The sequence below is a fragment of the Amycolatopsis sp. Hca4 genome (assembly GCF_013364075.1).
GTDB lineage: Bacteria > Actinomycetota > Actinomycetes > Mycobacteriales > Pseudonocardiaceae > Amycolatopsis.
Genome location: NZ_CP054925.1, coordinates 6,042,030 through 6,067,651 on the forward strand (window position 1 = coordinate 6,042,030; position 25,622 = coordinate 6,067,651).

Sequence of the window (25,622 nt, forward strand, 5' to 3'; positions counted from 1 at the left end):
GGCTCACCCGCGCGAGGGAGGAACCGGACATCTCGCCCGGTGGAGGACATCACCGCTGATCAGGAACCCGACGGCGCGGCCGCAGCCGGATCCGCCGGTTCGCCCGACCCGGTGACGGCCGATGCGCCGGCCGGGCACGGCTTCTCCGAAGTCGGCGTCACGGTGGTCGGTGTCTCCGCGGTGGGTGTCTCGGTGGGCGGCGTTTCCGTGGTCGGCGTTTCCGTGGTCGGCGGCTCGGTCGTCCCGGTCTCGTCGTCCTTCGGTGCGGGCTTGTCCGCCGCGTCCGACGACGGCCCCGGTTTCCCGGTCGGCGACACTTCGGGCGCTTCGGCGTCCTCCGGCACGGGCTCTTCGGTGGACTCGGTCGTCATCGTCACGTCGGGCCTGGACGTCGTGTCCAGCCGCGGCGACGTCGCCGGGTGGTCGGTCGCCATGAACGTCGACGACGTGAGGTCCTCGCGCGGGACGGGCTGCTCGCCGTCCCCGGCCACCTCGCCGACCGGGACGTCCCCGGCCACCGGCAGCTGCGGCACCTCGTTCGCGGCGGCCTGCCGCTCGCCGCCACGCGCCCGCGGCGGCACCGCGCCACCGGTGCCCCGGCCGTTCAGCACGCCGATGCCGATCCGCGGCTCCGGCGGCACCTGCGGCGGCGGCTGGTGGTGCGTCTCCGACGGCGGCACCACGATCAGCTCGGGCGCCCCGCCGGGCAAGCCGATGTCCTGCACCGGCCCGGACCCGAACAGCACCGGCCCGGCCGCAACGCCGACGGCACCGACCGCGGCGGTCGACGCCAGCGCCAGCCCGATTTTGACCTTCGAACCGACCAGCACGCCCTTGACCGCGGCACCCAGGCCGGCCAGCACCCCGCTGCCGCCCGCCGACGCGGCGGCCGGCACCAGCAGCACCAGCACCCCGGCGTGCGCCCGCAGCGACGAACAGACGTCACGCAGCTCGTCCTGGGTCGCGCGGCACGACGAGCAGCCGACCAGGTGCGCCTTGATCCGCTCGGCCTCGGCACCGGTGACGCTGCCCGCGGTGAACCCGCCGAGCTTCTCGACCACGGCCCGGCACGAATCCGGCCCGCGGCTCACGGAAAGGTGCGCCTGCAGGTACGCCGCACGCAGCCCCTGGCGGGCCCGGCGGGCCAGCGCGGCGGTCGCGTTCGCGCTCAACCCGAAGTGGGGAGCGACCATCGCGGGCTGCTCGCCCTCGACCTCGGTCTGCCACAACACCGTCCGCCAGCGCTCCGGCAGGCTGGTGAACGCCGTCGTGATCAACGTGTGCTCGGCCGTGCGGGCGTGCGTGTCGGCACCCGCCCCGGCCCGGAAGGTCAGTTCGTCGTCGGAGACCGGGACGTCCCGGCGCGCACCGTGCCACTCCCACGACACCCGGCGGGCCACGGTGAGCAGGTAGGCGCGGACGTAGTCACGGGGACCGGCACCCCGGCGGAGCGCCTGCAGCACGCGGAAGAACGTCTCCGCGGTGATGTCCTCGGCTTCGGACCGGTCGGCGGCCAGGCTCTGCGCGAGCCGGCGGACCGCGGCGGCGTGCAGCTCGAACAGCTCCCCGAACGCGGCGTCCTCGCCGTTGCGCAGCCGTTGCAGCAGTGCCTGCTCGTCGGATTCCGAGGCCGCTGGTGGCGGCACCGTGCCCAGCTCGGTCATCCGGCCCGGCACCTCCTCCCCGAAGGTCTCCCCATTCGGTCGAATGGAGACACCATACGGAGCGAATCAGCCGTCGTCACCCCTTGTACGCCAGCTGTGACACCGAAGCACCGGTCCGACGGGAGGGGACCCCGGTGTCAGACCCCGTGCGCGGACGGTATAGAGTTCTCCCCATCAGCAAGACAACGCGGATGTAGCGCAGCTGGTAGCGCATCACCTTGCCAAGGTGAGGGTCGCGGGTTCGAATCCCGTCATCCGCTCGCAAGCAAGAGGGCTGTATCGGAAAACACACCGGTACAGCCCTCTTGCTATTTCACCCAAGGGGCTGAGGCCGGACCCCACGGTGTTCGCGGGGCCGGATCAGAGTTCGTAGGTGTCCAGAACCGTGGGGGCCACCGGGGTCAAGTGTGGGTCCTCCCGCTCGGTCACCTGGCCTCGGGCCATCCGGTAGACGCGGAAGTTGTTGTCGTTCTCCGTGTCCTGGTCGTCCCACGTGTAGAGCAGGCCGTAGGAGCCAGGGGCCAATTCGCCCGCGCGGGTGAACAGCGTGAGCAGTTCGGCGGCCTGGCCGCCGTGCTTGTCGAAGCCGCCGAAGTGGAGCATGGGGATCCCCGCGCTCCAGCGGAGGTCGACCAGGTCGAGTTCGGCCGCGTCGCGGATCGCGCGGTGTACGCGGTCGACCAGGCGCTCCAGGAGCGCCGCGTCGTCGTCGCCGCTCGCGGTCGCCTGGATGGTCACCCAGCCGTGATATTCGAACACCCGCAGAACGGTAGCAAGAGATCGGCAGCGGGTTCAGCGGGCCAGCGCCGATGGCTTCCCGTCTCGGCGCAGCACGTTCTCCAGCACGCCTTCACCCAGCCGCTCGAACGCCGGCACCAGCTTCTCGCCGAACACGCAGAGCGTCCGCTCCCACGGGTGGCCGAGCGTGCCGAAGGAGAAGTCCGACGCCAGGAACAGGTGGTAGTCCGCGCGCGGGAACACCGGCACCGGCCAGCGGGCGCTCCCGGACATCAGGTGCGGCCGGATCCGGTAGGACTGGTGCTGCCAGTGCAGCGCCCACATCCAGTCATCCGGGCCGCACACCTCGCGGAACGCCGCCAGCGCGATGCCCGCGAGCAGGTGCTCTTCGACCGCGTACGGGCCGAGGCGGAACTCGGCCGAGGCGCGGTCCAGGTCCCCCGGCGACAGGTCCCAGGTCCGCGACGGCACCGGCTCGCGGAAACCCGGCCAGGCGTTGGCGTAGGTGCTCGGCCAGAACGCCAGCTTGTCGTAGACCCAGTACCAGGCGGGCTCGTCGACGACGCGGGAGACGGCTTCCCAAGCAGCATTCACGGTTGAGACCTTCGAGTCGGCCAGGCGCGGAAGAACACGCGAAAGCTTCGTGTTCGGCCTCCGCTTTGTCCAGTCCCCGTCCGCCCGCCGCGAACTGTGTCACTCGTCCGGGTGGGTTCTGCCAAATTGTCACCATGCGGGTCCTCTTCGTCCACGGCGCCTTCGTCCGCGACGGCGCCTGGTGGTGGCAGCCGACGGCCGACGTACTCGCCCGGCACGGTCTGCGCAGCTCAGCGGCAGTGCTGCCGAGCTGCGAGGCCGAGCCGCGGGGCGATCTCCACGACGACGCGGCGGCCGTCCGGGCCCTGCTCGACGGCTCCGACGAACCCGCCCTGCTCGTCGGTCACTCGTACGGCGGCATGGTGATCACCACAGTGGGCGATCACCCCGCGGTCCACCGGCTCGTCTACGTGACGTCGTTCCTGCCGGACGTCGGCGAGGCACTCGCGGACTTCGGGACGGGCGAGCCGCCGCCGTGGCACCTCAGCCACGACGACGGCACCGCGAGCGTCCGGGAAGAGTTCGTCCGGCCGCTGTTCGCCCAGGACTTCGACGACGCCACCTACGCCGCGGCCGCCGGCCGGCTCACCGCCCAAAACGAGGCGGTGTTCGGCCAGCCGGCGACCCGGGCGGCGTGGCGGACCGTCCCGTCGACCTACCTCCTCTGCGGCGAAGACCGCGCGACGCTGCCCGGGACCCAGCGGGCCCAGGCGGCGCGCGCCACCGACGTCGTCGAGCTGCCGGTGGCGCACCACCCCTTCGTCACCCGGCCGGACCTGGTGGCCGAGGTGCTGCTCAGGCCGCGTCCCACAGGGTGAGGAACGCCGACGCCTCGCTGCGGGCCCACGGCCGCAGCCGAGTCCGGTCACGCGCCGAGAGCTGGTACTCCTTCGCCCGCCGGACGTCGATCACCAGTGCCTCCCCACCGGGCAGGATGTCGGGCATCGCCTGCTCCAGCACCCACAGCGCGAGCTGCGCCGAGTCCTTCGCCAGCGGCTCCTCCTTGAAGTAGAGCCAGGTCGCGTAGCGGCGGCCGTCGCTCTTGCGCAGCCCCATCTGCGGGCTGACGCCGATTTCGAGCTCCCCGATCCGGCACCGCCCGCGGCCGACGTCGACCAGCTTCGGCGACTTCCGGCCGAGGTACCGCAGCCAGCCGTCGGCGATCGCCGCGTAGTGCGGTTTCGTCCGCTCGTCGGCGGCGTTGACGAGGGCGCGCAGCGCGACTTCGTCCTGGTTCGCCGCCCGCCCGGACCGGACCGCGTTGGCCGCCCGCCGGTAGTAGTTGAACGCCGCCCGCGCCGGATCTTCGTACTGACGGCGCTGCCGCCGGACGAACGACGACCGCGACGGCCCGGAACTCGCGCTGTAGCCCACGAACGTGGACAGGGTGATGTAGGCCATGGCCCTGCCTTCCTCCATCACGCCACCCGCGGACGCGGGCGGCATCTCCCCTGGACAACGCCAATTTTAGAACATATGTACGACAGTTTTCGGGGTCCTGAAGGGTGACGCGGCGGAAGTCTCCCCAAATCGGCGGTCGTGCGCTAAGTTGCCGATCAACCTCAAACCGCAACCTTGCCGGTCGGCAGGACGTGCCAGACTGATGCCCCGAACGGTGGATGGGGGTCCCAAAGGATGAGCTGGCAGGACGAGCTGCGCCGTCTCGACGCGGATCTTGCCGCGGGGCGCATCGGCGCCGCTGACCACCGCAAACAGCGGGACGAGCTGCTCGCCCAGGCGTCCGGGGCCACCGTGGCGTCACCAGTGCCCTCGCCGTTGCGCCGTCCGGGTGAAGGCTGGCGGAGCACCAACCCGGCGAACCACCCCGCGCCGTCCCAGCCCGCGCCGCCGCCGCAGCGCATCGAGTCGCCGCGGTACGCGCCGGCCACGCCCCCGCCACCCCCCGCGCCGCCTCCGCCGTGGCAGCGCACCGGACTGCCGAAGACGCTGTCCGCGGCCCAGGTGCAGGCGATCCCCGACCACATGACGACCGCGCCGAGCCCCGCCGACATCGTCCCAACCCGCTACCTGCAGGTCGACGGCCCCGGCGAGCAGGAGTTCGGCCGCCGGTTCCCGCCGATCACGCCCCCGGGGGGCGAGTCCGCGCCGCGGCCGCGCGACGCCGAGCCGGCCACGCCGGCCGGCAAGCACCGGTTCCTCTCCGGCGACGACGAAGAGGACGGCTCTTCCCGGCGGACGTGGCCGTTCATCGCCCTCGGCGTGCTGGTCGTGCTCGCGCTGATCGGCGGCGCGACGGTGTGGCTCGGTGACGACGAACCGAAGTCCGACGCCCTGTCCACCCTCGTGCCCACGCTGCCGCAGCCGCCGGCCGCCGCCGCCCAGCCGCAGCTGGAGGACCAGGTGCCGCCGCTGCCCGGCATGCAGTACGCCGGCAGCTCGACGCTGTCACTGGCCAAGGGCCTCGACCTCAACCTGTACCCGAAGGAAACCGCGCAGATCTTCTCGCAGCACGGCGTCACGCAGCTGGTCTACCGCGGCTCGTCCACCGGGGACCTGGGCTACCTGGCCTTCGCGGTCCCGACCAATTCGCCCGAGGACGCGAAGGCCGTCGTCGACTACCTGCGTGCGGCCGCGAGCTCCGGCGGCTTCTCCCCGCTGGCCGATGACGACAAGGTCGTCACCGGCCGCAACGGCGACCGGCGGATGGACGGCACCTGGTACACCTCGGGCAAGGTCGCCATCGTGCTGTGGGTGTCCCAGCCGTTCGGGAAGAACCGCAACGAGCTGAAGGCCGGGCTGGACAACGCGCTTTCGGTGTTCCAGAAAGCGCTGCCGCCCAGCTGATCAGGCCGGCCGGTCGAGGAGACCGGCCAAGGTGTGGCGGGCGACGTCGGCTCCGAAGAGGCGGTCCACCACGGACTTGCCCGCTTCGGACAGCCGCTGCCAGAGCTTGTCGTCCTCGAGCAGCGTGACGATCTCCTCGGCGAGTTCCTCGGCCGACGCGCCGACGAGGACGTCACGGCCGTGCGTGAGGTGCATGCCCTCGGTGGCCAGCGGCGTGGCGACGACGGGCACGCCGTAGGCGAGGCTCTCGCCCAGCTTCCCCTTCACGCCGGCGCCGAAGCGCAGCGGCGCGACGACGACCCTGGCCTCGCCGTACGCGCTGTCGAGGTTCGGTACCCAGCCGCGGACGACCACGCCTTCGCGGGCGAGGTCGAACACCTCCTCCGGCGGGTTGCTGCCGACGATCCGCGCCACGGCGTCCGGACGGCGGCGCCGCACGAGCGGCATGATCTCGGTGGCCAGCCAGCGGGCCGCGTCCCGGTTGGGCAGGTGGTCGAAGCTGCCGACGAAGAGCACGTCCGCGCGCCCGTCCGGGACGGCGAGCGCGCCGTCGGCGTGGTGCACGTTGGACAGCACCTCGACGCGCGCCGACGGCACGAGCTCACGCAGCAGCGCACGCTCCACATCGGACACCGTGAAGGTGACGTCGGTGGCGCGGGTGAGGCCGAGCTCCGACTCCCGCAGCACTTCCGCCCGCCGCCGCAGCGTCAGCTCTTCCCGCGTGTCACCGAGCCGGGCGGCCAGGTCGGCCTGCCGGTTGAGCCGGACGAAGTGGAGGTCGACGGTGTCGTAGGCGATGACGCAGTCCGGCGCGTGCTCGCGCACCTGCTCCAGCAGCTGCCAGGCGACGTGCGGCCGCGAGAGGATCGCCAGGCGCAGGTCGGGTCCGGCGTCGCGGAGGAACTCCTGCTGCTCGCCGAGTCCGGTCACCACCGTGACGCCCGCCTGGTACAGCGCGTGGGCGTACGGTTCGGGAAGCGCGTTGTTGAGCGGCATGAACACGACCCGGTGGCCGAGGCCGACGAGCAGTTCGAGGATGCGGAACATCCGCACCGAGCCGGAGTCCTTGTCCGGCATCGGCACCTGGTGGTCGGCGACGAGCACGGTGCCGCCGCGGTGGCCGTCCTGCGTCCGCTGGCGCCCGGCCCAGACCGCGCGCGGGCTCGCCTCCGGGAAGTGGTCGCGCAGCTGGACGCTCCACTTCTCGACGAAGACCCCGCGGTTGAGTTCCTGGTGCCGCTTCACACCGGACGAGACGTCCGTGCCGTTGGTGATGCCCTCGTGGTGCACGACGACCGACGCGGGCTGGACCACCGTGCGGAACCCGGCCGCCCGCACGGCGAACGCCAGGTCGGTGTCCTCGTAGTAGGCAGGCGCGAACCGCTTGTCGAAGCCGCCGATCCGCTCGAAGAGGTCACGCCGGACGAGCAGGGCCGCGCCCGAGCAGTAGTCGACGTCCCGCACGGACTGGAACCACGGCGTCTCCGCCGACTGCAGCCTGCCGTAGTTCCAGCCGGTGCCGTCGGCCCAGATGATCCCGCCGCACTCCTGCAGCCTGCCGTCCGGGTAGACCAGCTTCGACCCGACGAGACCGACGTCGGGGCGCGACTCCACCACGGCCACCAGCTCGTCCAGCCAGCCCGGCCGGACCTCGGTGTCGTTGTTGAGGAACATGATGTGCTCGCCGCGGGCGTGCTCGGCACCGAGGTTGCACGCGCCGACGAACCCGAGGTTCTTCGGGGCGCGGACCAGCCGCACCCCCGCGCAGCCGGCGACGCGGTCGGCCGAGTCGTCGCGCGAGGCGTCGTCGACGACGATCACCTCGAACGGCGTCGACGGCAGGTGCCGCTGGATCGAGTCGAGGCAGCCGCGGGTGAACGGCCAGTTCCCGTAGACCGGGATGACGACGCTGACGATCGGCTGGTCGCTGGTGGTGACCGCGACCGGCCCCGGCACCGGCGGGGTGACCGGCAGCGAGCCCGCCTGGCGCCCGAGCGCAGTCTCGTAGAGGTCGCGGCGGCGCGTGCCGCGCGGGGCGAACTTCTCGATCGACCCGCGGTACTTGCCGATCACCCGCTGGGCGATGGCGGACGTCTCGGCGCGCAGCTTCGCGTTCTCGGCGGCGAGCCTGCCGATCGTCTCGTTGAGCCCGGCGTTGTTGCCCGCGAGCCATTCCAGCCGTTCGCTGTCGTAGCCGTTCTTGCGCTTGAGCAGGTGCAGCTCGTCGGAGGCGCGCCGCCGCTCCTCGCGGGCGCGCTCGGCCTGCTCGATCGCCTCGTCGCGCTCGGCCGCGGCCCGGCGTTCGGCGGCGGTGACCTCGGCCAGCTCGGCGGTCAACCGGCTCTCGGCCGCCGCCGCGCGCTCGCGCTCGGCTTCGGCGCCGGCCAGTTCGGCACGCAGCCGCCCGGTTTCGGCCGCGGCGCGGGCGACCAGCGTCAGCTTCGGGTCGACGAGCGCGGACGTCGAGGGCACCTCGACCGGCTCTGCCGACGCGACGGAGACGAAGTAGGTGTGCGGCGCGCCCGGCTCGACGACCCAGCCGTCACCCTCGCCGGGCTGCAGGGTCAGTACCTCGGCGCCCGCTCCGGCACCGCCGTCGTGGATCAGCGAGCCGACGGCGACGTTCTGGCGCAGCACGACGACGTGGGCGAAGCTGCGCGACAGCAGCGACCGGAACGCCGGACCGGTGAGCTCGTGGACGTGGTACGGGTTCTCGTTGCCGTGGTCGTGGCTGTAGACCTCGGTGTCGGGCGTGCTGCACAGGAACACCCCGCCCGGGGCGAGCCGGTTGCGGACCAGCTCCATCAGCCGGTCCTGCTCCTCGACGTGCTCGATCGCCTCGAAGCACGTGATGACGTCGAACTCTTCGCCATCGAGCGCCGACGGGTCGGTGATCGACCCGACCTCGAAGCGCAGCCCCGGGTAGGCGCGCCGGGCGTGTTCGACGGTCACCGGGTCCAGCTCGAGGCCGACCACCCCGGTGGCCGAGCGGGCCATCAGCGCACTGCCGTACCCCTCGCCGCTGGCCAGGTCGAGCACGCGCTTGCCGGCGGCGAACCGGGCCGCGAACGCGTAGCGGTGGTAGTGCTCGTAGATCACCTGGAGGTCGTCGGTCCACGGTACGCACCGCTCGCCGGTCCACTCGATCAGGCGCTCACCGTTCGTCCCCTTGCCCATGGCGGGCAGATTAGCCGCCCGACCAGGGCCGCCGGGGCCGCCCTCACCTTTCCAGCAGCCGCAGCCCGACCAGGATGTAGGACAGCGTCCGCCGATCGGCGCCGGAACCGGCGGTGATCGACCAGTCGGCGTCGAGCGAGAACCGGACCTGCCGGTGCGCCGCGATCCGCACCGGCACGACCTGCTCGACGAGCCCGGGCCCGACGTCCGCCTTCGCCACCGGCTCCCCGTCGACCGCGATCGTCACGCTGCCGTGGTCGGCGGAGTCGTCCGGCAGGTAGGTGCGCAGCTCGACGGCCTCGACCGCGGCCGTGGTCAGCAGCGGGAACTCGGCCGACGGGCCGGCCCAGTCGTCGTGCTCGACGCCGTTCATCCGGCCGGTCACGACGCCGGCCCCGCCCACCAGCCGTTCCCCGGGGTTCCCGCCGGGCCGGAACGAGACGCGGCCGGCGGGGTCGACGACCCGCGTGTCGCGCACCGACCGCTCCGGCGTCCGCGCACCGTGCACCCGCAGGGGCCGCGGCGCCGGGTGGAACAGCGCGGTGAGGTGCGTCGGGCTGACGATCCCGAGGTCGACCAGCGTGTCGTCGAGATCGCCGAGGTGGTCGAGCAGCCGCACGTCGGCGGGGTCGGCCAGGTCGAGGTTGGGCCCGTAGATCCGGTCGACGAACGGGTCGATGACGTTGGCGTAGGGCAGGAAGAGGCTGGGGTGCAGGTACTCGAGCAGCACCGGCAGGACGTCCTGGGCGCGGATGCCCTCGAAGCCGTCGGCCGCGCAGTCGATGTCGACGAACCGTTCGTCGACCTCGCCGGTCAGTGCGTTGCGGCGCAGCCGCGCCGGCAGCGTCGCCCAGATCCGGTCGACGACCTCCAGTGCCTCGGGCCAGCGGCGGTGGCCGTTGCGGCCGATCATGTCGTGCACGACGAGCACGCCGTCGGGGTCGAGCCCGTCGCGGATCTGGCCGTAGAGGTGTTCGAGGTCGAGGACGTGGTGCAGGGCCTGGAACCCGACGACGACGTCGTGCGCGGCGTCCGCGCGCCAGGTGTTGAAGTCCGCGGTGATCAGCTCGACCCGATCGGCGACCCCCTGCTCGCGGGCGGACGCCTCGGCGCGGGCCTGCATGTCGGGGTTCAGCTCCAGCAGCCGCAGCCGCACGTTGTGCTGCCCCGATTCCGCCAGCGTCCGCAGCCAGCCGAGCTCCTGGTCGCCGTTGCCGCTGCCCAGGGAAAGCACGACGACGTCCCGGTCGAGCCGCTGCGCGCGGGCGCCGATTTCGCCGGTGATCAGCTCGCCGATGCCGGGGACGCCGAGGGCCTGGAGCTTGGGCAGCATGTGCCGCGCGGACCAGTGGTGCGCCGACTCCGGCAGGTTGCCGTGCACCTCGACCTGACCGGCGAAGGTCTCGCGTTCCCTGGCCAGCCGCTGCTCGTAACCGGGTCCTCGCCCACCGCTCATCGCACGTTCCCGCTTCCCCGGATCCGGCCGGTCCGGCCCCGCCCGGCGCTAGGATACGACCGTGCCCTCCCGCCTCCGTCCGCAGTCGCCTGCCGACGCGAAGCTGCCGCAGACGCCGGAGTCCTGGCTCCCGAACGAGCACAACCTCTACCGGCCCCGGCACAGCAGCCGCCAGCGCACGGCGCTGACCTGCGCGATCGTCTTCTTCCTCGCGCCGGTCCTGCTGTGGGTCGCGGGGGTGCAGCCGACCGCGTTCGAGAACCGGCCGCTGCGGCCGTTCCCGAGCCTCGGCGACGGCTGGAACTTCTTCCCGGAACTCACCGGCTGGGCCACCGACCACCTGCCGCTGCGCCAGGTCGGTGTCCAGGCGGCGGACCAGATCAGCACCGGCGTCTTCGGCGACCCGCCGGGGTCCGGCCAGGGCACCAACCACGGCACGGTCGGCGTCGACCAGGGCCAGTCCGGCACCGGTGACGTCCCCGGGTACGTCTACCCGCAGGTCATCCCGGGCAAGGACGGCTGGCTCTACCTCGGCGAGGACGTCAACGCGAAGTGCCGTCCGGTGATGGACCTCGACCACGTCGTCTCCGCGCTCCGGCGGCTGCGCGGGGCGGTCGAGAGCTCCGGCCGGAAGTTCGTGCTGGTCTTCGCGCCGGACAAGTACACCCAGGAGCCGTCGCACCTGCCCGACGACTACGTCGGCAAGGCCTGCGCGCAGGCCAGGACCACCGCGTTCTGGAACCGGGTGCCGCGCGAGACGGGCGCGCTCGACCTGCGGCCCGCGCTCGCCGACGCCGAGCAGCGGCTGGGCCGGTCGCTCTACGACCCGAACGACACGCACTGGTCGTACGACGGCGGCCTCGTCATGACCTACGCGCTCGGCCAGGCGATCGCGCCCGGCAGCACGGTGAACTGGCGCGCGGCGCCGAACGGCGTCCGGCCGTGGCCCGCCGACCTCGCCCGGCTGCTCGGCCGCACCGAACAGCGCAGCCTCCCCACCTACAGCCTGTCCACCGACGGCGGCCAGGACCGCGCGCGCTACATCGCGAGCGACTTCCGGTCGCCGCTGCGCCTGACGCAGCCCGACGGGGCCCGGCCGGCCGGCTCGCTCCGGCCGAGCATCGGGATCGTGGCCGACTCCTTCACCCAGTTCGCCACGCCGTTCCTGGCCGCGACCTGCCAGGACGTCACCATCGTGCACAGCGACACCGTCGGGCAGAGCAACGTCGAGCAGCTCGCCGAGCTGTTCGCCGACCGGGACGTGGTGACGTTCGAGTTCGTCGAACGCAGTGTCACCGGCGGCTCTTCGGCGCTGCTGCGGGACCAGACGATCGACGAGCTGGCGAAGGCACTGGCCCGGCACCCGCGCTGACCTCGACGGCCGGACCGTCTCACATCGGTGACGACGGGGTGGTGGCCGCCGGCGGGTGAGCCCACCCGTGCACAATGACTGCGTGCGGCCCGGGTCTTCGGCCGCGAGGCAGCACGTTCGCATGGTTCGGGGACGACTACCCGAAGGGGGTACCAGGGGTGACCTGGCAGGAAGATCTGCGCAGGCTGGACGAGGAGCTCGCGGCCGGCAGCCTGACGGCGGACGAGTACCGGATCCGGCGCGATCGCGTGCTGAGCATGGCCGTCACGAACGCCGACGGTCCCCAGCAGGCGCCCGCGCAGCCGTCGTCCCCCTCCGCCGCGGAGACGCAGATCATCCCGCCGGTGGCCCCGCCGGGGAAGCAGCCGGACTCGAGCGCCTCGGCCGAGGCCACCCAGATCGTCTCCTCGGCCGACGCGAGCGGCGAGCGCACCCAGGCCGTGCAGCCGTGGCAGCAGCAGAACTCCCCTTCGGGCGGGTTCCCGCAGCCGATGCCGCAGTACCAGCAGCCCTACAGCCAGCAGTCGCCCGCCGGCGGGTTCCCCGCGCCGCAGCACCCACAGCAGAACCCGTGGGGCCCGGCCCAGCCGGACGCCGCTCCGCCGTGGGGCGGCTCGGACTTCCCGCCGGTGAACCCCTCGACCAACGCCGAGTGGATCAGCCAGGGCCCGGAGACGTTCCAGACCCAGCCGTCGTCCGGCAAGGGCAAGAAGATCGCCTTCGCCGCGCTCGGGCTGGTCGTGCTGGCGGGTCTCGGGTTCGGCGTCTGGGCGCTGTTCATCAAGGACAACGGCACCACCCCGGTCGCGCAGCAGAGCACCAGCCAGCAGCCGCCGCCGGTGCCGACGAGCAAGCCGCTGCCGGAACCGCCCGCCGCCAAGGCCGAGCCGAGCGACAACTCCTCGGCGCTGGCCACCCCGCCCGGCAAGACCCGGGCGGGCGGGGGCACGTTCGACATCGCCAAGCTGGAGGCGGCGAAGTTCCTGCCGACCACCGTCGTCGAGCGGCTCAAGACCGGCGGCATGACGGAAGGCCTGCTCAAGACCTCGACCGACGGTGACGTCACGCTCGGCCTGTACGCCCTCGAGATGCCGAACCCGCAGGCCGCCACGCCGGTCGCGCAGGAGTACGCGAACGCCCAGCAGGAAGGCGGCCTGACCGCCGCGCGCGACCTGTCGCTGCACGGCGTGCCGGTGTTCGCCACGCCCGACGGCGGCCAGCAGTACGTCTACCGCGCGGTGTACGTGCTGTACAGCCGCGTGATCATCGTCGACGCCTACGGCCCGGACAAGGACAAGGCGCTGGCTTCGTTCAAGACGCTGCTCAACTCGCAGGTGCAGAAGTCGCCGCCCACCGAGCGGACGAACAGCTGACATGACGCTGGAGAAGCGGCTCCGCCGGATCGTCAAGCGGTACGCGGTGGCCCGGAAGTCCTACGACGACCTGACCATCCGGGCGGACCGGCTGTCGGCGCGCTACGACCAGCTGTCCGCGCGCTACGAGAGCCTGATGAACCACCACGACGAGCTGCAGGCGCGGCACGCCGAGGTCCTCCAGGAGAAGCAGGCGTTCGAGGAGCAGTACCGCACCTGGGTGCCGCCGGGGCACTTCTACTCGCCGTTCGCGTCGAAGGAGGAGATCGGCGCCCGGGCGGCGTCGATGTTCGACATCGACGCCCGGCCCGCGGCGATCGACCTGCGGGAAGCGGAGCAGGTCGAGCTGTTCGGCGCCCTCGCCGACCTCGCCGGCGAGCTGCCGTTCACCGCCGAGCGCAGCGAGGAGCACCGCTACTTCTACGAGAACACCGCGTACTCGTGGTCGGACGCGATCATCCTGCACACGATGCTGCGGCACCTGCGCCCGAAGCGGATGATCGAGGTCGGTTCGGGTTACTCGACGGCGATGACGCTCGACACCGCCGACGGCTGGCTCCCGGAGCTGGAGCTGACCTGCGTCGAGCCGTACCCGCAGCTGCTGCAGAGCCTGTTCCGGCCCGGGGACGAGGACCGCGTCCGGGTGCTCGGCCAGGCGGTGCAGGACGTCCCCCTGGAGACGTTCGCCCAGCTGCAGGCCGGTGACGTGCTGTTCATCGACTCGACCCACGTGGTCAAGGCCGGCTCGGACGTCAACTACCTGTTCTTCGAGGTCCTCCCCCGGCTGAACGACGGCGTCTGGGTGCACGTCCACGACGTCTTCTTCCCGTTCGAGTACCCGATGGACTGGCTGGTGGAAGGGCGGGCGTGGCAGGAGGACTACCTGCTCCGCGCGTTCCTGATGTACAACCGGCGGTTCGAGATCCGCTGGTACCAGCAGTTCATGTGGGCCCACCACCGCGACCTGCTGGAAGGCCGCGTTCCCGAGCTGGCCGGCAACTCCGGCGGCAACATCTGGCTGCAGAAGGTCGCGGAATAGCCCGAAGGTGTGACTTCCGCCGTGTCGGTGAACGCCATCCCCCTCTCGGACGCCTACTGAGCAGAGCATCGGCCGGGAGAGGAGGCGCCGTGATCTGGATCTGCCTGGTCGGTGTCCTCGCCGTGGTGTTCCTGGTGCGCGCGGTCCGCGTCGTGCGCCGGGTCAGGCGGGGCGACGCGGTGTGACGAGCCCGGACTCGTAGGCCAGCACCACCAGCTGGGCGCGGTCGCGCGCGCCGATCTTCGTCATGATGCGGCTGACGTGCGTGCGCGCGGTCGCCGTGGAGATCACGAGGTGGGCGGCGATTTCGTCGTTCGACAGCCCGCCCGCGACCAGGCCGAGCACCTCGCGCTCGCGGTCGGTGATCTCGCGGACGGCGCCGGTGTCGATGCGCCGGTGTTCCGGGCGTCCGACGAATTCCTGGATCAGCCGGCGGGTGACGGTCGGCGCCAGCAGTGCCTCCCCGTCCGCGACGACCCGCAGCGCGCGAAGCAGCTCGACCGGCTCGGTGTCCTTCAGCAGGAACCCGCTGGCGCCGGCGCGCAGGGCTTCGTAGACGTACTCGTCGACGTCGAAGGTGGTCAGGACCAGCACCTTCGTCCCGGCGAGGTCGGGGTTCGCGGTGATCCGGCGGGTCGCTTCGAGGCCGTCGACGCCGGGCATCCGGATGTCCATCACGACGATGTCCGGCTTGTGTTCGACCGCGCCGGCGACCGCCTGCTCGCCGTCGCCTGCCTCGCCGACGACCTCGAAGCCGTCCTCGGTCTCCAGCAGCACGCGGAACCCGGCGCGGACCAGGACCTGGTCGTCGGCCAGCAGGACGCGGATCATGCTTCCCCCTCGATCGGTAGCTCGACGCACACTTCGAAACCGCCCTCGACCGGCCCGGCGGTGCACCGGCCGCCGAGTGCGGCGGCCCGTTCGCCCATGCCCCGCAGCCCGTGGCCCGGCGTCGGCTGGGCGGTGCCGCGGCCGTCGTCGCGCACCCGCAGCGTGAACGTCCCCGGTTTTCGCTGGAACCGGACCTCGACGTGGTTCGCCTGGTCGGCGTGCCGGACGACGTTGGTCAGCGACTCCTGCAGGATCCGGTAGGCGGCCGCGTCCACCGGGGCCGGGAGGGTGCCGGGCTCGCCGTGGACCTCGACCGTGAGCCCGGCGTCGCGGACGTGGTCCAGCAGCTCACCGGCCTGGGCGAGGCTCGGCGCGGGTGCCTTGTCCTGCCCCGAGCGCAGCACGGCCAGGGTGGCGCGCAGGTCGTTGAGCGCGGACGCGCTGGCCGCCTTGATGTTGAGCAGCGCCTCCTTCGCCTGCTCGGGCCGCCGGTCGGCGACGTGCGCGGCGACGCCGGCCTGGACGTTGATCATGGCGAGGCTGTGCGCGACGACGTCGTGGACCTCACGGGCGATGCGCAGGCGTTCCTGCTCGGCGAGCCGGTGGCGGTGCTCGTCGGCCTGCGCGCGACGGGCGGCGAGCGCGTCGAGCTGGTACCGGACGGCGGTGCCGATGCCGATCACCGCGATCAGCCACACGACGAGGAACCCGGCGCCGACCGCCAGTGCGAACGACCCCGACGTCAGGAAGTGGGCCAGGAAGAGGACGCCGAGCGCGGAGGCACCGGTGATCCCGGCGGTGAGCGGGCCGCGCTGCCGGGTGAGCAGGAACAACGCGACGGTCGGGACGACGATGATCGGGCCGCCGGGCAGCCCGGAGGCGTAGTAGCCGAACGCGGACGCGGTGGTGACCAGGAAGATCGTGAGCGGGAAGCGGTGGACGGCCAGCAGCGTCAGCCCGGTGGCCACCAGCCACGCGGCCGCGAGCGGCGTCATCGGCGGAGCCCCGGGCTGCCAGCGCGACGAACCGCTGGTCGCCCCGAGCACGAACACGGTGACGACGACGGTGCGCACCACGCGTCCCACCCAGGGCGGCCATCTCATGCCGCGAAAACTACCGGTCACGGCCGGTCCGCGCGTCCGCCCCGGAGCGCACGGCCGGCGTACGTCGTCAGGCTCAGTCGAACACGAGGGGCAGCTTCGCCGCGGTTTCCTCGTCGGCCGGGGTGTAGGTCGACATGGTGATCTCGGAGCGGCGGCCGTAGTAGAGGTAGGTGAAGTTGAACTGCAGCAGCCCGACGTCCGGGTGCAGGTAGCGCTTGGTGCGGATCGGCTCGGAGTTGACGTCGTGGTGCGGCCACAGCTCGGCGAACAGCGGCGACTCGGCCTTGAGCCGCTTGACCAGCTGCTTCCACGCCGGCTCGGCGACGTGGTCGGCCATCGCCGCGCGGAAGGAGGCGATCACGCGCGGGATGTTCGCGTCCCAGTCGAGCATCCGCCGGCGCCACTCGGGGTTGAGCAGGCACTGGACCAGGGTGTTCCGGTCGCCGAACGGGATGGCGTCGACGTCGCCCATCAGCCAGGTGTAGCCGCGGTTGTAGCCGAGCAGGTCGCAGCGGGCGTTGCGGATCGCGACCGGGTACGGCTCCAGCTTCTTCAGCATGAGCTCCATGGCCGGCGTGATGACCTGGCAGTCCTTTTCGCCCTCCGGCGCGGGCGCTCCGGCCAGCCGGAAGAGGTGGACGTGCTCGTGCGGGTCGAGCCGCAGCGTGCGGGCGATCGCCTGCAGGACCTGCTCGGACGCGTTGATGTCGCGACCCTGCTCGAGCCACGTGTACCAGGTGACCCCGACCCCGGCGAGCTGCGCGACCTCTTCGCGGCGCAGCCCCGGCGTCCGACGGCGGCCGACGATCGGCAGGCCGACCTGCTCGGGCGTGATCCGCTCGCGACGGCTGCGCAGGAACCTGGCCAGCTCCTGGCGGCGCAGGTCGGATTCGACGGCGGTGGTCATGGTGCCAGGATGGCACGCTCCGGAAACTGGTACCAGGTAGTGGCTGGTACCTGGATAAACAACAACTGGTACCAGTTTCCCAGCGGGTCGATCGTAGTACCCATGACCACGACCTCCCTTGCGCCGAGCACCACCGGCGCCCTCGCCCGGCCGGGACTGACCCCCGCCGGCCTGGTCACGGTGCTGCTGGGGGCGGCACTGCCGATCATCGACTTCTTCATCGTCAACGTCGCCCTGCCGACGATCGACGCCGACCTGCACGCGTCCACCGCCACCCTGGAGCTGGTGGTGGCGGCCTACGGCATCGCGTACGCGGTGCTGCTGGTGGTCGGCGGCCGCCTCGGCGACTCGTTCGGCAGGCGGCGGCTGTTCATCGCCGGACTCTGGCTGTTCACGCTGACGTCCCTGGCCTGCGGAATCGCCCCGACGGCCGGCACGCTGGTGGTGGCCCGCGCCGCGCAGGGGGCGGCGTCGGCCCTGCTGCTGCCGCAGGTGCTTTCGATCATCCAGGCGACGACGTCGGGCGAGCAGCGCTCACGTGCGCTCGGCCTGTTCGGCGCGACGGGCGGCATCTCCACGGTGGTCGGCCAGCTCCTGGGCGGCGGGCTGGTGGCGGCGGACCTGTGGGGCACCGGCTGGCGGCCGATCTTCCTGGTGAACGTCCCGATCGGCCTGGTGGTGCTGGTCATGTCGCGCAAGCTGCCGGAGAGCCGCGCGCACAACCCGCTGGGCGTCGACCGGCTGGGGACGGCGCTGCTGGCCGTGACGCTGCTGTCTTTGCTGGTCCCGCTGATGGAGGGCCGCGCACTGGGCTGGCCGGTGTGGACGATCGCGCTGCTGGTCGTGTCGCCGTTTTCCGCGGCGGCTTTCGTCCACGTCGAGCGCCGGTTGGAGCGCCGGGGCGGGACACCGTTGCTGCCGCCGTCGGTGATGAAGCTGCCGAGCGTCCGGCGCGGGCTGATGGTGGCGGTGCCGTTCTTCGGCGCGTTCGGTTCGTTCATGTTCGTGTTCGCGATGACGCTGCAGGAGGGCCTGCACTTCGGCCCGCTGGGCGCGGGCGGCGCGCTGACCCCGCTAGCGGTCGCGTACTTCACGGTGTCGATGCTGAGCAGCCGGTTGGTGGCCCGCTACGGCCAGAAGGTGGTCCCGCTCGGCGGCGCGATTACGGCGCTGGGCATGGTGGCGCTGCTGTGCACGACGCTGTCGGCCTGGCCGCACGTGACGATCCTGGATCTGGCCCCGTCGATGGTGGCGATCGGCGTGGGCAACGCGCTGGCGATGACGACGTTGTTCCGGATCGTGCTGTCCCACGTGCCGACGGACCTGGCGGGCGTGGGGTCGGGCGTGATGACGACGAACCAGCAGACATCGCTGGCGCTGGGGGTGGCGACGCTGGGGAGCCTGTACGCGGCGCTGTCGGGTTCGCTGGGTTCGCGCGACGCGTTCGCAGTGGTGATCGCCGTGGTGGCGGTCCTGGCGACAGTGGTCGCGATCACCGGACGGCGGCTGCCGGACCCCCGGGTGTGAGGGCGGAGAGGAAGGCGGACCACGCGGCCGGCGGCACTTCGAGTGCCCCGGCCGCGGGGGCTTTCGAGTCCCGGGTGGCGATGGTGGCACTGGTGAAGGCGACCTCGACGCAGTCGTCGTTGCTGCCGGACCCGCCGCTGTAGCTGCTCTTCCGCCACTGCATCACTGTGCGCCCTTCTGCTCAGGTGATCATCCCCTCGATCAGGGCACGAGAATCGTTATCGTCCAGAGCCAGATCGGCGAGATGTTCGAACATCAGGCTAGCAGCGCGAACCTCGGCCTCCTTTTCGATCTGCAACGACCCGAACCCGTATTCGACGTAGGCGAGATCAGGTTCAGCGCGCTCGGGAAACCCGGCGATGATGAAGTTGCTGTACAGCCCATCGTGCGAGCCGATCGATCGCGGGATCACCTGGAACGCAACGTTCGGCAGGGCGGCGCGGTCGCACAACTTCGGTCTGCATCAAGCCAGGCACAAAGCCGAGCTGGTACGTGCGAATCTGCGATGCTTCGGCCTCCACGCTCACGAACCCGCGATCGCTCAACCCGAACGCGTGCCACCAGCCCTTTTCCTTGGCGTAGTCGAACATCCGCACGTACTCGTCGTAGTCCGAGGCGATGATGCCGTAGCGGTCGAGCAGGGCGAGGAAGTCGTTGTAGCCCGGGATGTACCCCTGCTCGATCCGGCTCATCTTCGACGTGGAGAACCGGAGCGGGCGGCCGGCGTCCTCTTGGCTGAGCCCGGCTGCCTCGCGTAGTTTGCGCAGGGTTCGGCCGAGCTGGCGTCGCCGGTAGTTCGGCTTGGCCGGCCGGTCCATGGAACACCCCTCGCTGTCGGTCACCACAACGGCAGCCCGGTGTCGGATCTCCGCACGGACCGTGTCGCGCCGATTCGCGGCGAGAACCTGCTGGCTGGAGTACCGACGTGAAGCAGGGAGCATACGGGGGCAGCGCGCACGGCCCACGGCTTTCGTCGTCAGCGTCTATCGCGCTTTCCCCGGCGGTGACCACGTGGTCACCGCCGGGGAAAATCTTGGAAGTTCACCCGTCGGAAAACCGGGTCGCCGGACGACTATGAGGGTGTGACGGAACCTCGGGTGCGACCGGACCCGGCCTTCGCGCTGCTCGGGCTCTACGAGACCGCGCTGCCGGAGGTCTACGGGTACCTGCTGTCCCGGTGCGGTGATCGCACGCTTGCCGAGGAGCTCACCTCCGAGACCTTCCTCGGGGCGGTCGCCGCCTGTCGCAAGGAATACGCACCTCCAGTGAGCACCGGGTGGCTGATCGGCGTTGCCCGGCACAAGCTCGCCGACCACTGGCGGCGCAAAGAACGTGAGGAACGCGGGCTGCGGCTGGTCCACCACAGTGAACCGGACGTCGATGACCCCTGGGACGAGCAGCTCGACGCCCTGCGTGCGAGACAGGTGCTCGACTCACTGGGGCCGCACCACCGGGCCGCGCTGACGCTGCGGTACGTCGACGGCCTCGGGGTTCCCGAGGTCGCCGGCCACCTGGGGCGCAGTGTGCACGCCACCGAGGCGTTGCTCGTCCGGGCGCGGGCCGCGTTCCGGCGCGCTTACCAGGAGAAGGAGGGTCGCGATGCCTGAGCCGTTCGACGCGCTGCGCCGTCCCTCCGAGCGGGTCGCGCCCGACCCGGACTTCGCCGCCGAACTGCGTGACCAGCTGCGTCGCGCCATCCTGAACGGAGCCGACATGACCACCACCGAAGCGCCCGCGGCCGCCGCCGAACTGCGCTCGCTGACCCCCTACCTCGCTGTTTCCGACGCGCGGGCGGCGCTCGACTTCTACGTCGACGTCTTCGGCGCGGTCCGCCGCGGCGACCCGATCCTGATGGACGACGGCCGCGTCGGGCACGCGGAGCTGGCCATCGGCGACGCGGTGCTGATGCTCGCCGAGGAGTACCCCGAGATCGGGCACGTGGCGCCGCGCGAGGGTGGGGCGTCGGTGCGGGTCGAGGTGCCGGACGTCGACGCCAGCGTGGCCCGCGCGCTGGAGCTGGGCGCGACGCTGATCCGCGCGGTGAGCGACTCGCCGTACGGGCGCGGCGGCTCGTTCCGCGACCCGTTCGGCCAGCGCTGGCTGGTCTCGCAGGCGGCCACCCCGGCCGCGGGCCCGAAGCCCGCCCGGCACGGCGAAGCCATGTACTTCACCTTCCAAGTCCCGGAGGCCGAGCCGGCGAAGGCGTTCTACGGCGCGGTGCTCGGCTGGCAGTTCACCCCGGGCTCGGTGTCCGACGCGTGGGGCTTCGCGGGCCCCGGTCTCGAAGGCGGGCTGTGGGCAGGCGACCGGCAGGTCGGCTGGAAGCTGATGTACGCGGTGGACGACCTCGAGGCGGCCTTGGTGCGCGTCCGCGAGCAGGGTGGGCAGGCCGGGGAAGTCGAGAACCACCCGTACGGGACGACCGCTGACTGCACCGACAACCAGGGCATCGAGTTCTGGCTGTGGGAGAAGCCCTAACGCCCCGCCGCGTAGCCCTGCATTCCTCGCGCGTTCGCCGCCGCTCGCAGAAGGCCGTTGGTGCGGGAAACCGCCGACAAACGGCCCAGTGACCAGTCGCCCGCGTCCACGATCTGGTGGCCGCGGGCGCGGAGGGCGTCCAATGTGGACGTGCCCAGCCGCGACTCCACCACCAGCTCGCGGGGGTTCCACGCGCGCGGGTAGAACGAGCTCGGGAACGCCGTGGTGTGCCAGGCCGGGGAGTCGATCGACTCCTGCAGGTTCAGGCCGCCGTACACGTGGGCCAGCCAGAAGCACAGCTGCCACTGGTCCTGCTGGTCGCCGCCCGGGGTGCCGAAGGCCAGGGTGGGGACTCCGGCTCGCAGGGCCAGCGACGGGGACAGCGTGATGCGCGGGCGCTTGCGCGGCTCCAGGGAATTCGGCAGGCCCTGCTCCAGCCAGAACATCTGGCCGCGGGAATCCAGGCAGAAGCCCAGCGACGGGATCGTCGGGCTCGACTGCAGCCAGCCGCCGGACGGGGTCAGCGACACCAGGTTGCCCGCCGCGTCGACGACGTCGAGGTGGACCGTGTCGCCGCGGGTCTGGCCCTGGGGGCCGACCGTCGGCTCGCCCGTGGCGCCGGCGCCCGCTTCGATGCCCTGCAGGGAGTCCAGGATGGCCGGGAGACGGGCCGGGCCGCGGGCGTCGCCGGGACGGAGCAAGGGGGACGCCGTGTCGGTGATCAGGGCGCGGCGGGCGTCCGTGTACGACGGCGAAAGGAGTACGTCGAGGGGCACGTCGGTGTCGCCATACCAGGCCTCGCGGTCGGCAAAGGCCAGCTTCGCCGCTTCGGTGGCCAGGTGCACCGTGCGTTCCGTAGGGATTCCATCCACATAGGACAGCTCGTCGCGGAAGCCGTGCAACAGCAACGCCTGCTGCAGCAGTGCTGGTCCCTGCGTCCAGCCGCCCATCTTGACCAGGCGCCAGTCGCCGACGTCGACGAACGCCGGGTCCTCGTACGTCGCCGACCACGAGGCCAGGTCGTCGCCGGTCAACAGGCCCGCGTGGTCGCGGCCGGAGTCGTCGCGGAACGCGGTGCGGCTGAACGCATCGATCTCTTCGGCGACGAACCCCTGCGACCAGGCGCGGCGGCCCGCGTCGATCTGCGCCTCGCGCCCGGACGCGGACTCCGCTTCACGCAGCAGGCGCTCCCACGTCTCGGCCAGCGCCGGGTTCCGGTGCAGGCCGGCCGCGGGTTTGCCGTCCGGCATCCAGAGCGCCGCCGACGTCGGCCAGTGCTCGGTGAACAGCCGCGACACCGCCTGGATGGTGTCGCTGACCCGCGACACCAGCGGGACGCCGTTGCGGGCGTAGCCGATCGCGTACTTCAGCACCTCGCGCAGCGGCTTCGTGCCGTAGTCGCGCAGCAGCAGGAGCCACGCGTCCCAGGCGCCCGGGACGGTCGCCGGGAGCAGGCCGCTGCCCGGGATGAGGTCCAGCCCGAGCGAGGCGAAGTGCGACGACGTGGCCCCCGCGGGCGACGGGCCCTGTCCGGCCAGCGCCCGCGGGGTCGGGTCGTCCGCCGTCACGAAGAGGCCGGGTACCTGCCCGGCCGGGCCGCACAGGTGCGGCTCGGCGACCTGCAGGACGAAGCCGGCGGCGACCGCCGCGTCGAACGCGTTGCCGCCGTCCTCCAGCACCGCCATCCCGGTGGCCGAAGCCAGCCAGTGCGTCGATGCCACCATCCCGAAGGTGCCGGTCAGCTCCGGCCTCGTCGTGAACATGCCCCGATAGTACGCAACGCTAACGAATTACCAAGTGGCCGGACGACGCCGCTCCGGCTCGTACGGCTGCGTGATGATTTCCATCCCGTTGCCGCCGGGATCGAGGAAGTAGACGCCACGCCCGCCGTGGTTGTGGTTGATTTCGCCGACCTGCTTCCCCATCGGATCGGCGTGGTAGGTCACGCCCGTTTCGACGAGCCGCGCGAACACGGCGTCGAAGTCGTCCTCCGGGATCAGGAAGCAGTAGTGCTGCAGGCGCAGATCCTCTTCGGGGATGGTCGCGAAGTCCAGCCGGACGCCGTTGCGCGTCTCGACGGGGACGAACGGACCCCATTCCTCCCCGACTTCGAGGCCGAGCAGGTTCGCCAGGAATTCGGCGGATTCCCGGTTGTTCCGGGACGGGACGATCAAGTGGTTCAATTCAACGGAAACGGATACTGACACGGTTGAAATGCCTCCGGGGCACTCCCGCCACCTCCATGCCTCACCCAGCCGGTGACCGACACGCGATGCCGTGCTGATCACCCTAGCGGGCAGGACACCGTCAAGACACCTTGATTTTCGCCGCCGCCCGCGGCCGCCCGACGCCCTGCCAGGACAGCCCGGCGTCCACGATCACCCGCGGGTCGAGCAGGTTGCGCGTGTCGACGACGTCGATGCCCTCCATGAGCTCGGCCATCGCCGCCCAGTCGAGGTGCTTGAACTCGGCCCATTCGGTCAGCACGACGACGGCGTCCGCGTCCTTCGCGACCTGGTAGGCGTCGTCGACGACGGTCATCCCGGCGATCTCGCCGTCGACCGCCGGGTCGTAAGCGATCAGCTCGGCACCCAGCGCGCACAGCACCGACGAGACGGCGAGCGCGGGCGAGTCGCGCAGGTCGTTGGTGCCCGCCTTGAAGGCCAGGCCCAGCACGCCGATCCGGGCGCCGGCCAGTGTCCCGCCGACCGCGCCGGCGATCTTCGCGACGATCCGGTCGCGCTGGGCGAGGTTCTCGTCGATGGCCGAGGTCAGCATGGTGAAGTCGTAGTTCACCGACTCGGCCACCTTGACCAGCGCGCTGGTGTCCTTGGGCAGGCAGGAGCCGCCCCAGCCCGGGCCGGGCTTGAGGAACGTCCGCCCGATCCGGCGGTCGTAGCCCATCCCCTCGGTGACGAGCTCGATGTCCGCGCCGAGCCGTTCGCACAGCTCGGCGATCGAGTTGACGTAGGACAGCTTGAGCGCGAGGTAGCAGTTGGCCGCGTACTTCACCAGCTCCGCGCTCGCCGCGTCGGCGACGACGACCGGCGCGTCGAGCTCGGCGTACAACTCACCGACCCAGCGCGCGGCCGCGAGGTCGTCCGAGCCGACGACGATCCGGTCCGGGCCCAGGAAGTCGGCGACCGCGGTGCCTTCGCGGAGGAACTCCGGGTTCGACACCACCGGCACGTCGGTGCGGCCGACCAGCTCCCGGATCCGCTTCGACGTACCGACCGGCACGGTCGACTTGGTGACCAGCGCACAGCCGGCGGGCAGGACGTCCTTGATCTCGGCGGCGACGGCTTCGACCGCGCGCAGGTCGGCGGAACCACCCGCGCCCATCGGCGTCGGGACGCAGAGGAACACCGCCTGCGCGTGGCGCACCGCCTCCCGCGCGCCGACGACGAACTGGAGCCGCCCGGCCGCGAGCCCGCGGTCGACCAGGTCGGCAAGGCCGGGTTCGAGGATGTCGACGCGGCCGGCGGCCAGCCGCGAGACCTTCGCGCGGTCGACGTCCACACAGGTGACGAAATGCCCGAGACTCGCCAGGCACGCCCCCGTGGTCAAGCCGACGTATCCGGTTCCTACCACCACGATGCGAGCTGGCGTCATGCTGCTGAAGGTCTCAGCCGGACGTGACCACCGCGCTAACGGAAACAGACGGGCCCGGAAGCGGTGAGCGAAGACACGAACCCCGCCGATGCGAACGAGCGTTAACCTGGGTCGGCGAATCGGACCAGGCGAAGGGAACGGCACAGATGCAGATCACGGACACGGCGGCGCTCGTCACGGGCGGCGCGTCGGGCCTCGGCGGGGCCACGGCCAAGGCGCTCGCGGCCAAGGGCGCGCGGGTGTTCGCGCTGGACCTGGCGTCGTCCATCGAGAAGGCCGAGCAGATCGACGGCATCACCTACGTCGAGGCCGACGTCACCGACGTCGAGCAGGTCGAGGCGGCCGTCGCGACGGCCGCGGGCTCCGGCGTGCCGCTGCGGACCGTGGTGAACTGCGCCGGCATCGGGCCGTCCGCGCGGATCCTGTCCAAGAAGGGCCGCCACGACCTCGCGCTCTACGCGAAGGTCATCCAGATCAACCTCGTCGGCACGTTCAACGTGCTGACCATCGCCTCCGAGGCGATCGCCAAGACCGAGCCGCTCGAAGACGACGCCCGCGGCGTCATCATCAACACCGCGTCGATCGCCGCGTTCGACGGCCAGATCGGGCAGGTCGCCTACTCGTCGTCCAAGGGCGGCGTCGTCGGCATGACCCTGCCGGCCGCCCGCGACCTGGCTTCGCACGGCATCCGCGTGCTGACCATCGCGCCGGGCATCGTCGACACCCCGATGCTCGCCACGGTCAGCGACGAGTTCCGCGCGTCGCTCGCGGCCGGCGTCCCGTTCCCGAAGCGGCTCGCGCGGCCGGACGAGTACGCGCAGCTCGCGCTGTCGCTGATCGACCACGACTACCTGAACGGCGAGGTCGTCCGGATGGACGGCTCGCTGCGGATGGCCCCGCGCTGACCCACCCCGCCGGGGCACGGGCTCGTGCCCCGGCGGTCGTG

Annotated in this window: 24 protein-coding genes and 1 tRNA gene; 10 read left to right on the forward strand and 15 right to left on the reverse strand. The window is 71.7% G+C overall.

Annotated features, from left to right (window positions below; genetic code table 11):
- Positions 1-59: 59 nt before the first annotated feature.
- Entirely contained in the window at positions 60-1,664 is a 1,605-nt protein-coding gene (locus HUT10_RS26840; RefSeq protein ID WP_176173738.1) for a sigma-70 family RNA polymerase sigma factor, read from the reverse strand.
- Between the two features lie 187 nt (positions 1,665-1,851).
- Between HUT10_RS26840 and HUT10_RS26845 the strand changes: the two genes are divergently transcribed.
- A tRNA-Gly gene (locus HUT10_RS26845) sits at positions 1,852-1,924 on the forward strand.
- Between the two features lie 100 nt (positions 1,925-2,024).
- On the opposite strand, the gene HUT10_RS26850 is transcribed toward HUT10_RS26845, so the two are convergent.
- Complete coding sequence (locus HUT10_RS26850) at positions 2,025-2,423, reverse strand: immunity 7 family protein (RefSeq protein WP_176173739.1); 399 nt, start codon at positions 2,421-2,423, stop codon at positions 2,025-2,027.
- Between the two features lie 33 nt (positions 2,424-2,456).
- Positions 2,457-2,996 carry a DUF2716 domain-containing protein gene (locus HUT10_RS26855; RefSeq protein WP_176173740.1) on the reverse strand — a complete coding sequence of 180 codons (540 nt, stop codon included), beginning with the start codon at positions 2,994-2,996 and terminating at the stop codon, positions 2,457-2,459.
- A 134-nt stretch (positions 2,997-3,130) separates the two neighbouring features.
- Here HUT10_RS26855 and HUT10_RS26860 point away from each other — a divergent pair, with 134 nt between their 5' ends.
- Entirely contained in the window at positions 3,131-3,814 is a 684-nt protein-coding gene (locus HUT10_RS26860; RefSeq protein ID WP_176173741.1) for an alpha/beta fold hydrolase, read from the forward strand.
- Here the strand turns inward: HUT10_RS26860 and HUT10_RS26865 are convergent.
- The gene (locus HUT10_RS26865) at positions 3,792-4,397 is read right to left on the reverse strand and encodes a hypothetical protein (protein ID WP_176178020.1); all 606 of its coding nucleotides are present in this window, start codon (positions 4,395-4,397) and stop codon (positions 3,792-3,794) included. The genes HUT10_RS26860 and HUT10_RS26865 overlap by 23 nt on opposite strands.
- 234 nt (positions 4,398-4,631) lie before the next feature.
- Here HUT10_RS26865 and HUT10_RS26870 point away from each other — a divergent pair, with 234 nt between their 5' ends.
- Positions 4,632-5,801, forward strand: coding sequence for a hypothetical protein (locus HUT10_RS26870; RefSeq protein WP_176173742.1), 1,170 nt, complete (start codon positions 4,632-4,634; stop codon positions 5,799-5,801).
- Here HUT10_RS26870 and HUT10_RS26875 read toward each other — a convergent pair whose 3' ends face one another.
- Both HUT10_RS26875 and HUT10_RS26880 read right to left on the reverse strand, forming a co-directional pair.
- A complete protein-coding gene (locus HUT10_RS26875; RefSeq protein WP_176173743.1) occupies positions 5,802-8,978 on the reverse strand; it encodes a glycosyltransferase in 3,177 nt (1,058 codons plus the stop codon).
- 43 nt (positions 8,979-9,021) lie between these two features.
- Complete coding sequence (locus HUT10_RS26880) at positions 9,022-10,434, reverse strand: cyclopropane-fatty-acyl-phospholipid synthase family protein (RefSeq protein WP_176173744.1); 1,413 nt, start codon at positions 10,432-10,434, stop codon at positions 9,022-9,024.
- 61 nt (positions 10,435-10,495) lie between these two features.
- On the opposite strand from HUT10_RS26880, the gene HUT10_RS26885 reads away from it, so the two are divergent.
- From HUT10_RS26885 to HUT10_RS26895, 3 genes are all read left to right on the forward strand, one after another.
- Entirely contained in the window at positions 10,496-11,806 is a 1,311-nt protein-coding gene (locus HUT10_RS26885) for a hypothetical protein (protein ID WP_254897045.1), read from the forward strand.
- Positions 11,807-11,964: 158 nt separating this feature from the next.
- Positions 11,965-13,179, forward strand: a complete 1,215-nt coding sequence (locus HUT10_RS26890; RefSeq protein ID WP_176173745.1) for a DUF1707 domain-containing protein — start codon at positions 11,965-11,967, stop codon at positions 13,177-13,179.
- Between the two features lies 1 nt (position 13,180).
- Entirely contained in the window at positions 13,181-14,218 is a 1,038-nt protein-coding gene (locus HUT10_RS26895; protein WP_176173746.1) for a class I SAM-dependent methyltransferase, read from the forward strand.
- A 162-nt stretch (positions 14,219-14,380) separates the two neighbouring features.
- On the opposite strand, the gene HUT10_RS26900 is transcribed toward HUT10_RS26895, so the two are convergent.
- From HUT10_RS26900 to HUT10_RS26910, 3 genes are all read right to left on the reverse strand, one after another.
- Positions 14,381-15,049: a response regulator transcription factor gene (locus HUT10_RS26900; protein WP_176173747.1), complete on the reverse strand. Its 669-nt coding sequence runs from the start codon at positions 15,047-15,049 to the stop codon at positions 14,381-14,383.
- On the reverse strand, positions 15,046-16,152 hold the full coding sequence (locus HUT10_RS26905) for a sensor histidine kinase (protein WP_176173748.1): 1,107 nt from the start codon (positions 16,150-16,152) through the stop codon (positions 15,046-15,048). The genes HUT10_RS26900 and HUT10_RS26905 overlap by 4 nt, the downstream gene beginning before the upstream one ends.
- A 73-nt stretch (positions 16,153-16,225) precedes the next feature.
- Entirely contained in the window at positions 16,226-17,059 is an 834-nt protein-coding gene (locus HUT10_RS26910) for a helix-turn-helix transcriptional regulator (RefSeq protein ID WP_176173749.1), read from the reverse strand.
- Positions 17,060-17,161: 102 nt separating this feature from the next.
- Between HUT10_RS26910 and HUT10_RS26915 the strand changes: the two genes are divergently transcribed.
- A complete protein-coding gene (locus tag HUT10_RS26915) occupies positions 17,162-18,586 on the forward strand; it encodes an MFS transporter (RefSeq protein WP_176173750.1) in 1,425 nt (474 codons plus the stop codon).
- Here the strand turns inward: HUT10_RS26915 and HUT10_RS26920 are convergent.
- From HUT10_RS26920 to HUT10_RS26925, 3 genes are read right to left on the reverse strand one after another with little or no spacing between them, the layout of a single operon-like run.
- Positions 18,552-18,749 carry a DUF397 domain-containing protein gene (locus tag HUT10_RS26920; protein WP_176173751.1) on the reverse strand — a complete coding sequence of 66 codons (198 nt, stop codon included), beginning with the start codon at positions 18,747-18,749 and terminating at the stop codon, positions 18,552-18,554. The two genes, HUT10_RS26915 and HUT10_RS26920, sit on opposite strands and share 35 nt — an antisense overlap.
- An 18-nt stretch (positions 18,750-18,767) precedes the next feature.
- Complete coding sequence (locus tag HUT10_RS51255) at positions 18,768-18,998, reverse strand: Scr1 family TA system antitoxin-like transcriptional regulator (protein WP_254897046.1); 231 nt, start codon at positions 18,996-18,998, stop codon at positions 18,768-18,770.
- Positions 18,922-19,428 (reverse strand): helix-turn-helix transcriptional regulator, encoded by a 507-nt coding sequence (locus HUT10_RS26925; RefSeq protein WP_254897047.1) that lies wholly within the window; start codon positions 19,426-19,428, stop codon positions 18,922-18,924. The genes HUT10_RS51255 and HUT10_RS26925 overlap by 77 nt, the downstream gene beginning before the upstream one ends.
- 240 nt (positions 19,429-19,668) lie before the next feature.
- Here HUT10_RS26925 and HUT10_RS26930 point away from each other — a divergent pair, with 240 nt between their 5' ends.
- Positions 19,669-20,193, forward strand: coding sequence for an RNA polymerase sigma factor (locus tag HUT10_RS26930; RefSeq protein ID WP_176173752.1), 525 nt, complete (start codon positions 19,669-19,671; stop codon positions 20,191-20,193).
- On the forward strand, positions 20,186-21,064 hold the full coding sequence (locus HUT10_RS26935) for a VOC family protein (protein WP_176173753.1): 879 nt from the start codon (positions 20,186-20,188) through the stop codon (positions 21,062-21,064). Before HUT10_RS26930 ends, HUT10_RS26935 begins: the two co-directional genes overlap by 8 nt.
- Here the strand turns inward: HUT10_RS26935 and HUT10_RS26940 are convergent.
- From HUT10_RS26940 to HUT10_RS26950, 3 genes are all read right to left on the reverse strand, one after another.
- A complete protein-coding gene (locus HUT10_RS26940; RefSeq protein WP_176173754.1) occupies positions 21,061-22,827 on the reverse strand; it encodes a gamma-glutamyltransferase family protein in 1,767 nt (588 codons plus the stop codon). The two genes, HUT10_RS26935 and HUT10_RS26940, sit on opposite strands and share 4 nt — an antisense overlap.
- Before the next feature lie 27 nt (positions 22,828-22,854).
- Complete coding sequence (locus HUT10_RS26945) at positions 22,855-23,238, reverse strand: VOC family protein (RefSeq protein ID WP_254897048.1); 384 nt, start codon at positions 23,236-23,238, stop codon at positions 22,855-22,857.
- 133 nt (positions 23,239-23,371) lie between these two features.
- Complete coding sequence (locus HUT10_RS26950; protein ID WP_176173756.1) at positions 23,372-24,676, reverse strand: UDP-glucose/GDP-mannose dehydrogenase family protein; 1,305 nt, start codon at positions 24,674-24,676, stop codon at positions 23,372-23,374.
- A gap of 146 nt (positions 24,677-24,822) precedes the next feature.
- Between HUT10_RS26950 and HUT10_RS26955 the strand changes: the two genes are divergently transcribed.
- Positions 24,823-25,581, forward strand: a complete 759-nt coding sequence (locus HUT10_RS26955; protein WP_176173757.1) for an SDR family NAD(P)-dependent oxidoreductase — start codon at positions 24,823-24,825, stop codon at positions 25,579-25,581.
- The last annotated feature ends 41 nt before the right edge of the window (positions 25,582-25,622 follow it).

What these genes read in the sequence shown, in the direction of transcription:
- HUT10_RS26840 (WP_176173738.1), bottom strand. Translation starts at nt 1,664, where the DNA reads ATGACCGAGCTGGGCACGGTGCCGCCACCAGCGGCCTCGGAATCCGAC.
- HUT10_RS26860 (WP_176173741.1), top strand. Translation starts at nt 3,131, where the DNA reads ATGCGGGTCCTCTTCGTCCACGGCGCCTTCGTCCGCGACGGCGCCTGG.
- HUT10_RS26865 (WP_176178020.1), bottom strand. Translation starts at nt 4,397, where the DNA reads ATGGCCTACATCACCCTGTCCACGTTCGTGGGCTACAGCGCGAGTTCC.
- HUT10_RS26870 (WP_176173742.1), top strand. Translation starts at nt 4,632, where the DNA reads ATGAGCTGGCAGGACGAGCTGCGCCGTCTCGACGCGGATCTTGCCGCG.
- HUT10_RS26875 (WP_176173743.1), bottom strand. Translation starts at nt 8,978, where the DNA reads ATGGGCAAGGGGACGAACGGTGAGCGCCTGATCGAGTGGACCGGCGAG.
- HUT10_RS26880 (WP_176173744.1), bottom strand. Translation starts at nt 10,434, where the DNA reads ATGAGCGGTGGGCGAGGACCCGGTTACGAGCAGCGGCTGGCCAGGGAA.
- HUT10_RS26895 (WP_176173746.1), top strand. Translation starts at nt 13,181, where the DNA reads ATGACGCTGGAGAAGCGGCTCCGCCGGATCGTCAAGCGGTACGCGGTG.
- HUT10_RS26900 (WP_176173747.1), bottom strand. Translation starts at nt 15,049, where the DNA reads ATGATCCGCGTCCTGCTGGCCGACGACCAGGTCCTGGTCCGCGCCGGG.
- HUT10_RS26905 (WP_176173748.1), bottom strand. Translation starts at nt 16,152, where the DNA reads ATGAGATGGCCGCCCTGGGTGGGACGCGTGGTGCGCACCGTCGTCGTC.
- HUT10_RS26910 (WP_176173749.1), bottom strand. Translation starts at nt 17,059, where the DNA reads ATGACCACCGCCGTCGAATCCGACCTGCGCCGCCAGGAGCTGGCCAGG.
- HUT10_RS26915 (WP_176173750.1), top strand. Translation starts at nt 17,162, where the DNA reads ATGACCACGACCTCCCTTGCGCCGAGCACCACCGGCGCCCTCGCCCGG.
- HUT10_RS26920 (WP_176173751.1), bottom strand. Translation starts at nt 18,749, where the DNA reads ATGCAGTGGCGGAAGAGCAGCTACAGCGGCGGGTCCGGCAGCAACGAC.
- HUT10_RS26935 (WP_176173753.1), top strand. Translation starts at nt 20,186, where the DNA reads ATGCCTGAGCCGTTCGACGCGCTGCGCCGTCCCTCCGAGCGGGTCGCG.
- HUT10_RS26940 (WP_176173754.1), bottom strand. Translation starts at nt 22,827, where the DNA reads ATGTTCACGACGAGGCCGGAGCTGACCGGCACCTTCGGGATGGTGGCA.
- HUT10_RS26950 (WP_176173756.1), bottom strand. Translation starts at nt 24,676, where the DNA reads ATGACGCCAGCTCGCATCGTGGTGGTAGGAACCGGATACGTCGGCTTG.
- HUT10_RS26955 (WP_176173757.1), top strand. Translation starts at nt 24,823, where the DNA reads ATGCAGATCACGGACACGGCGGCGCTCGTCACGGGCGGCGCGTCGGGC.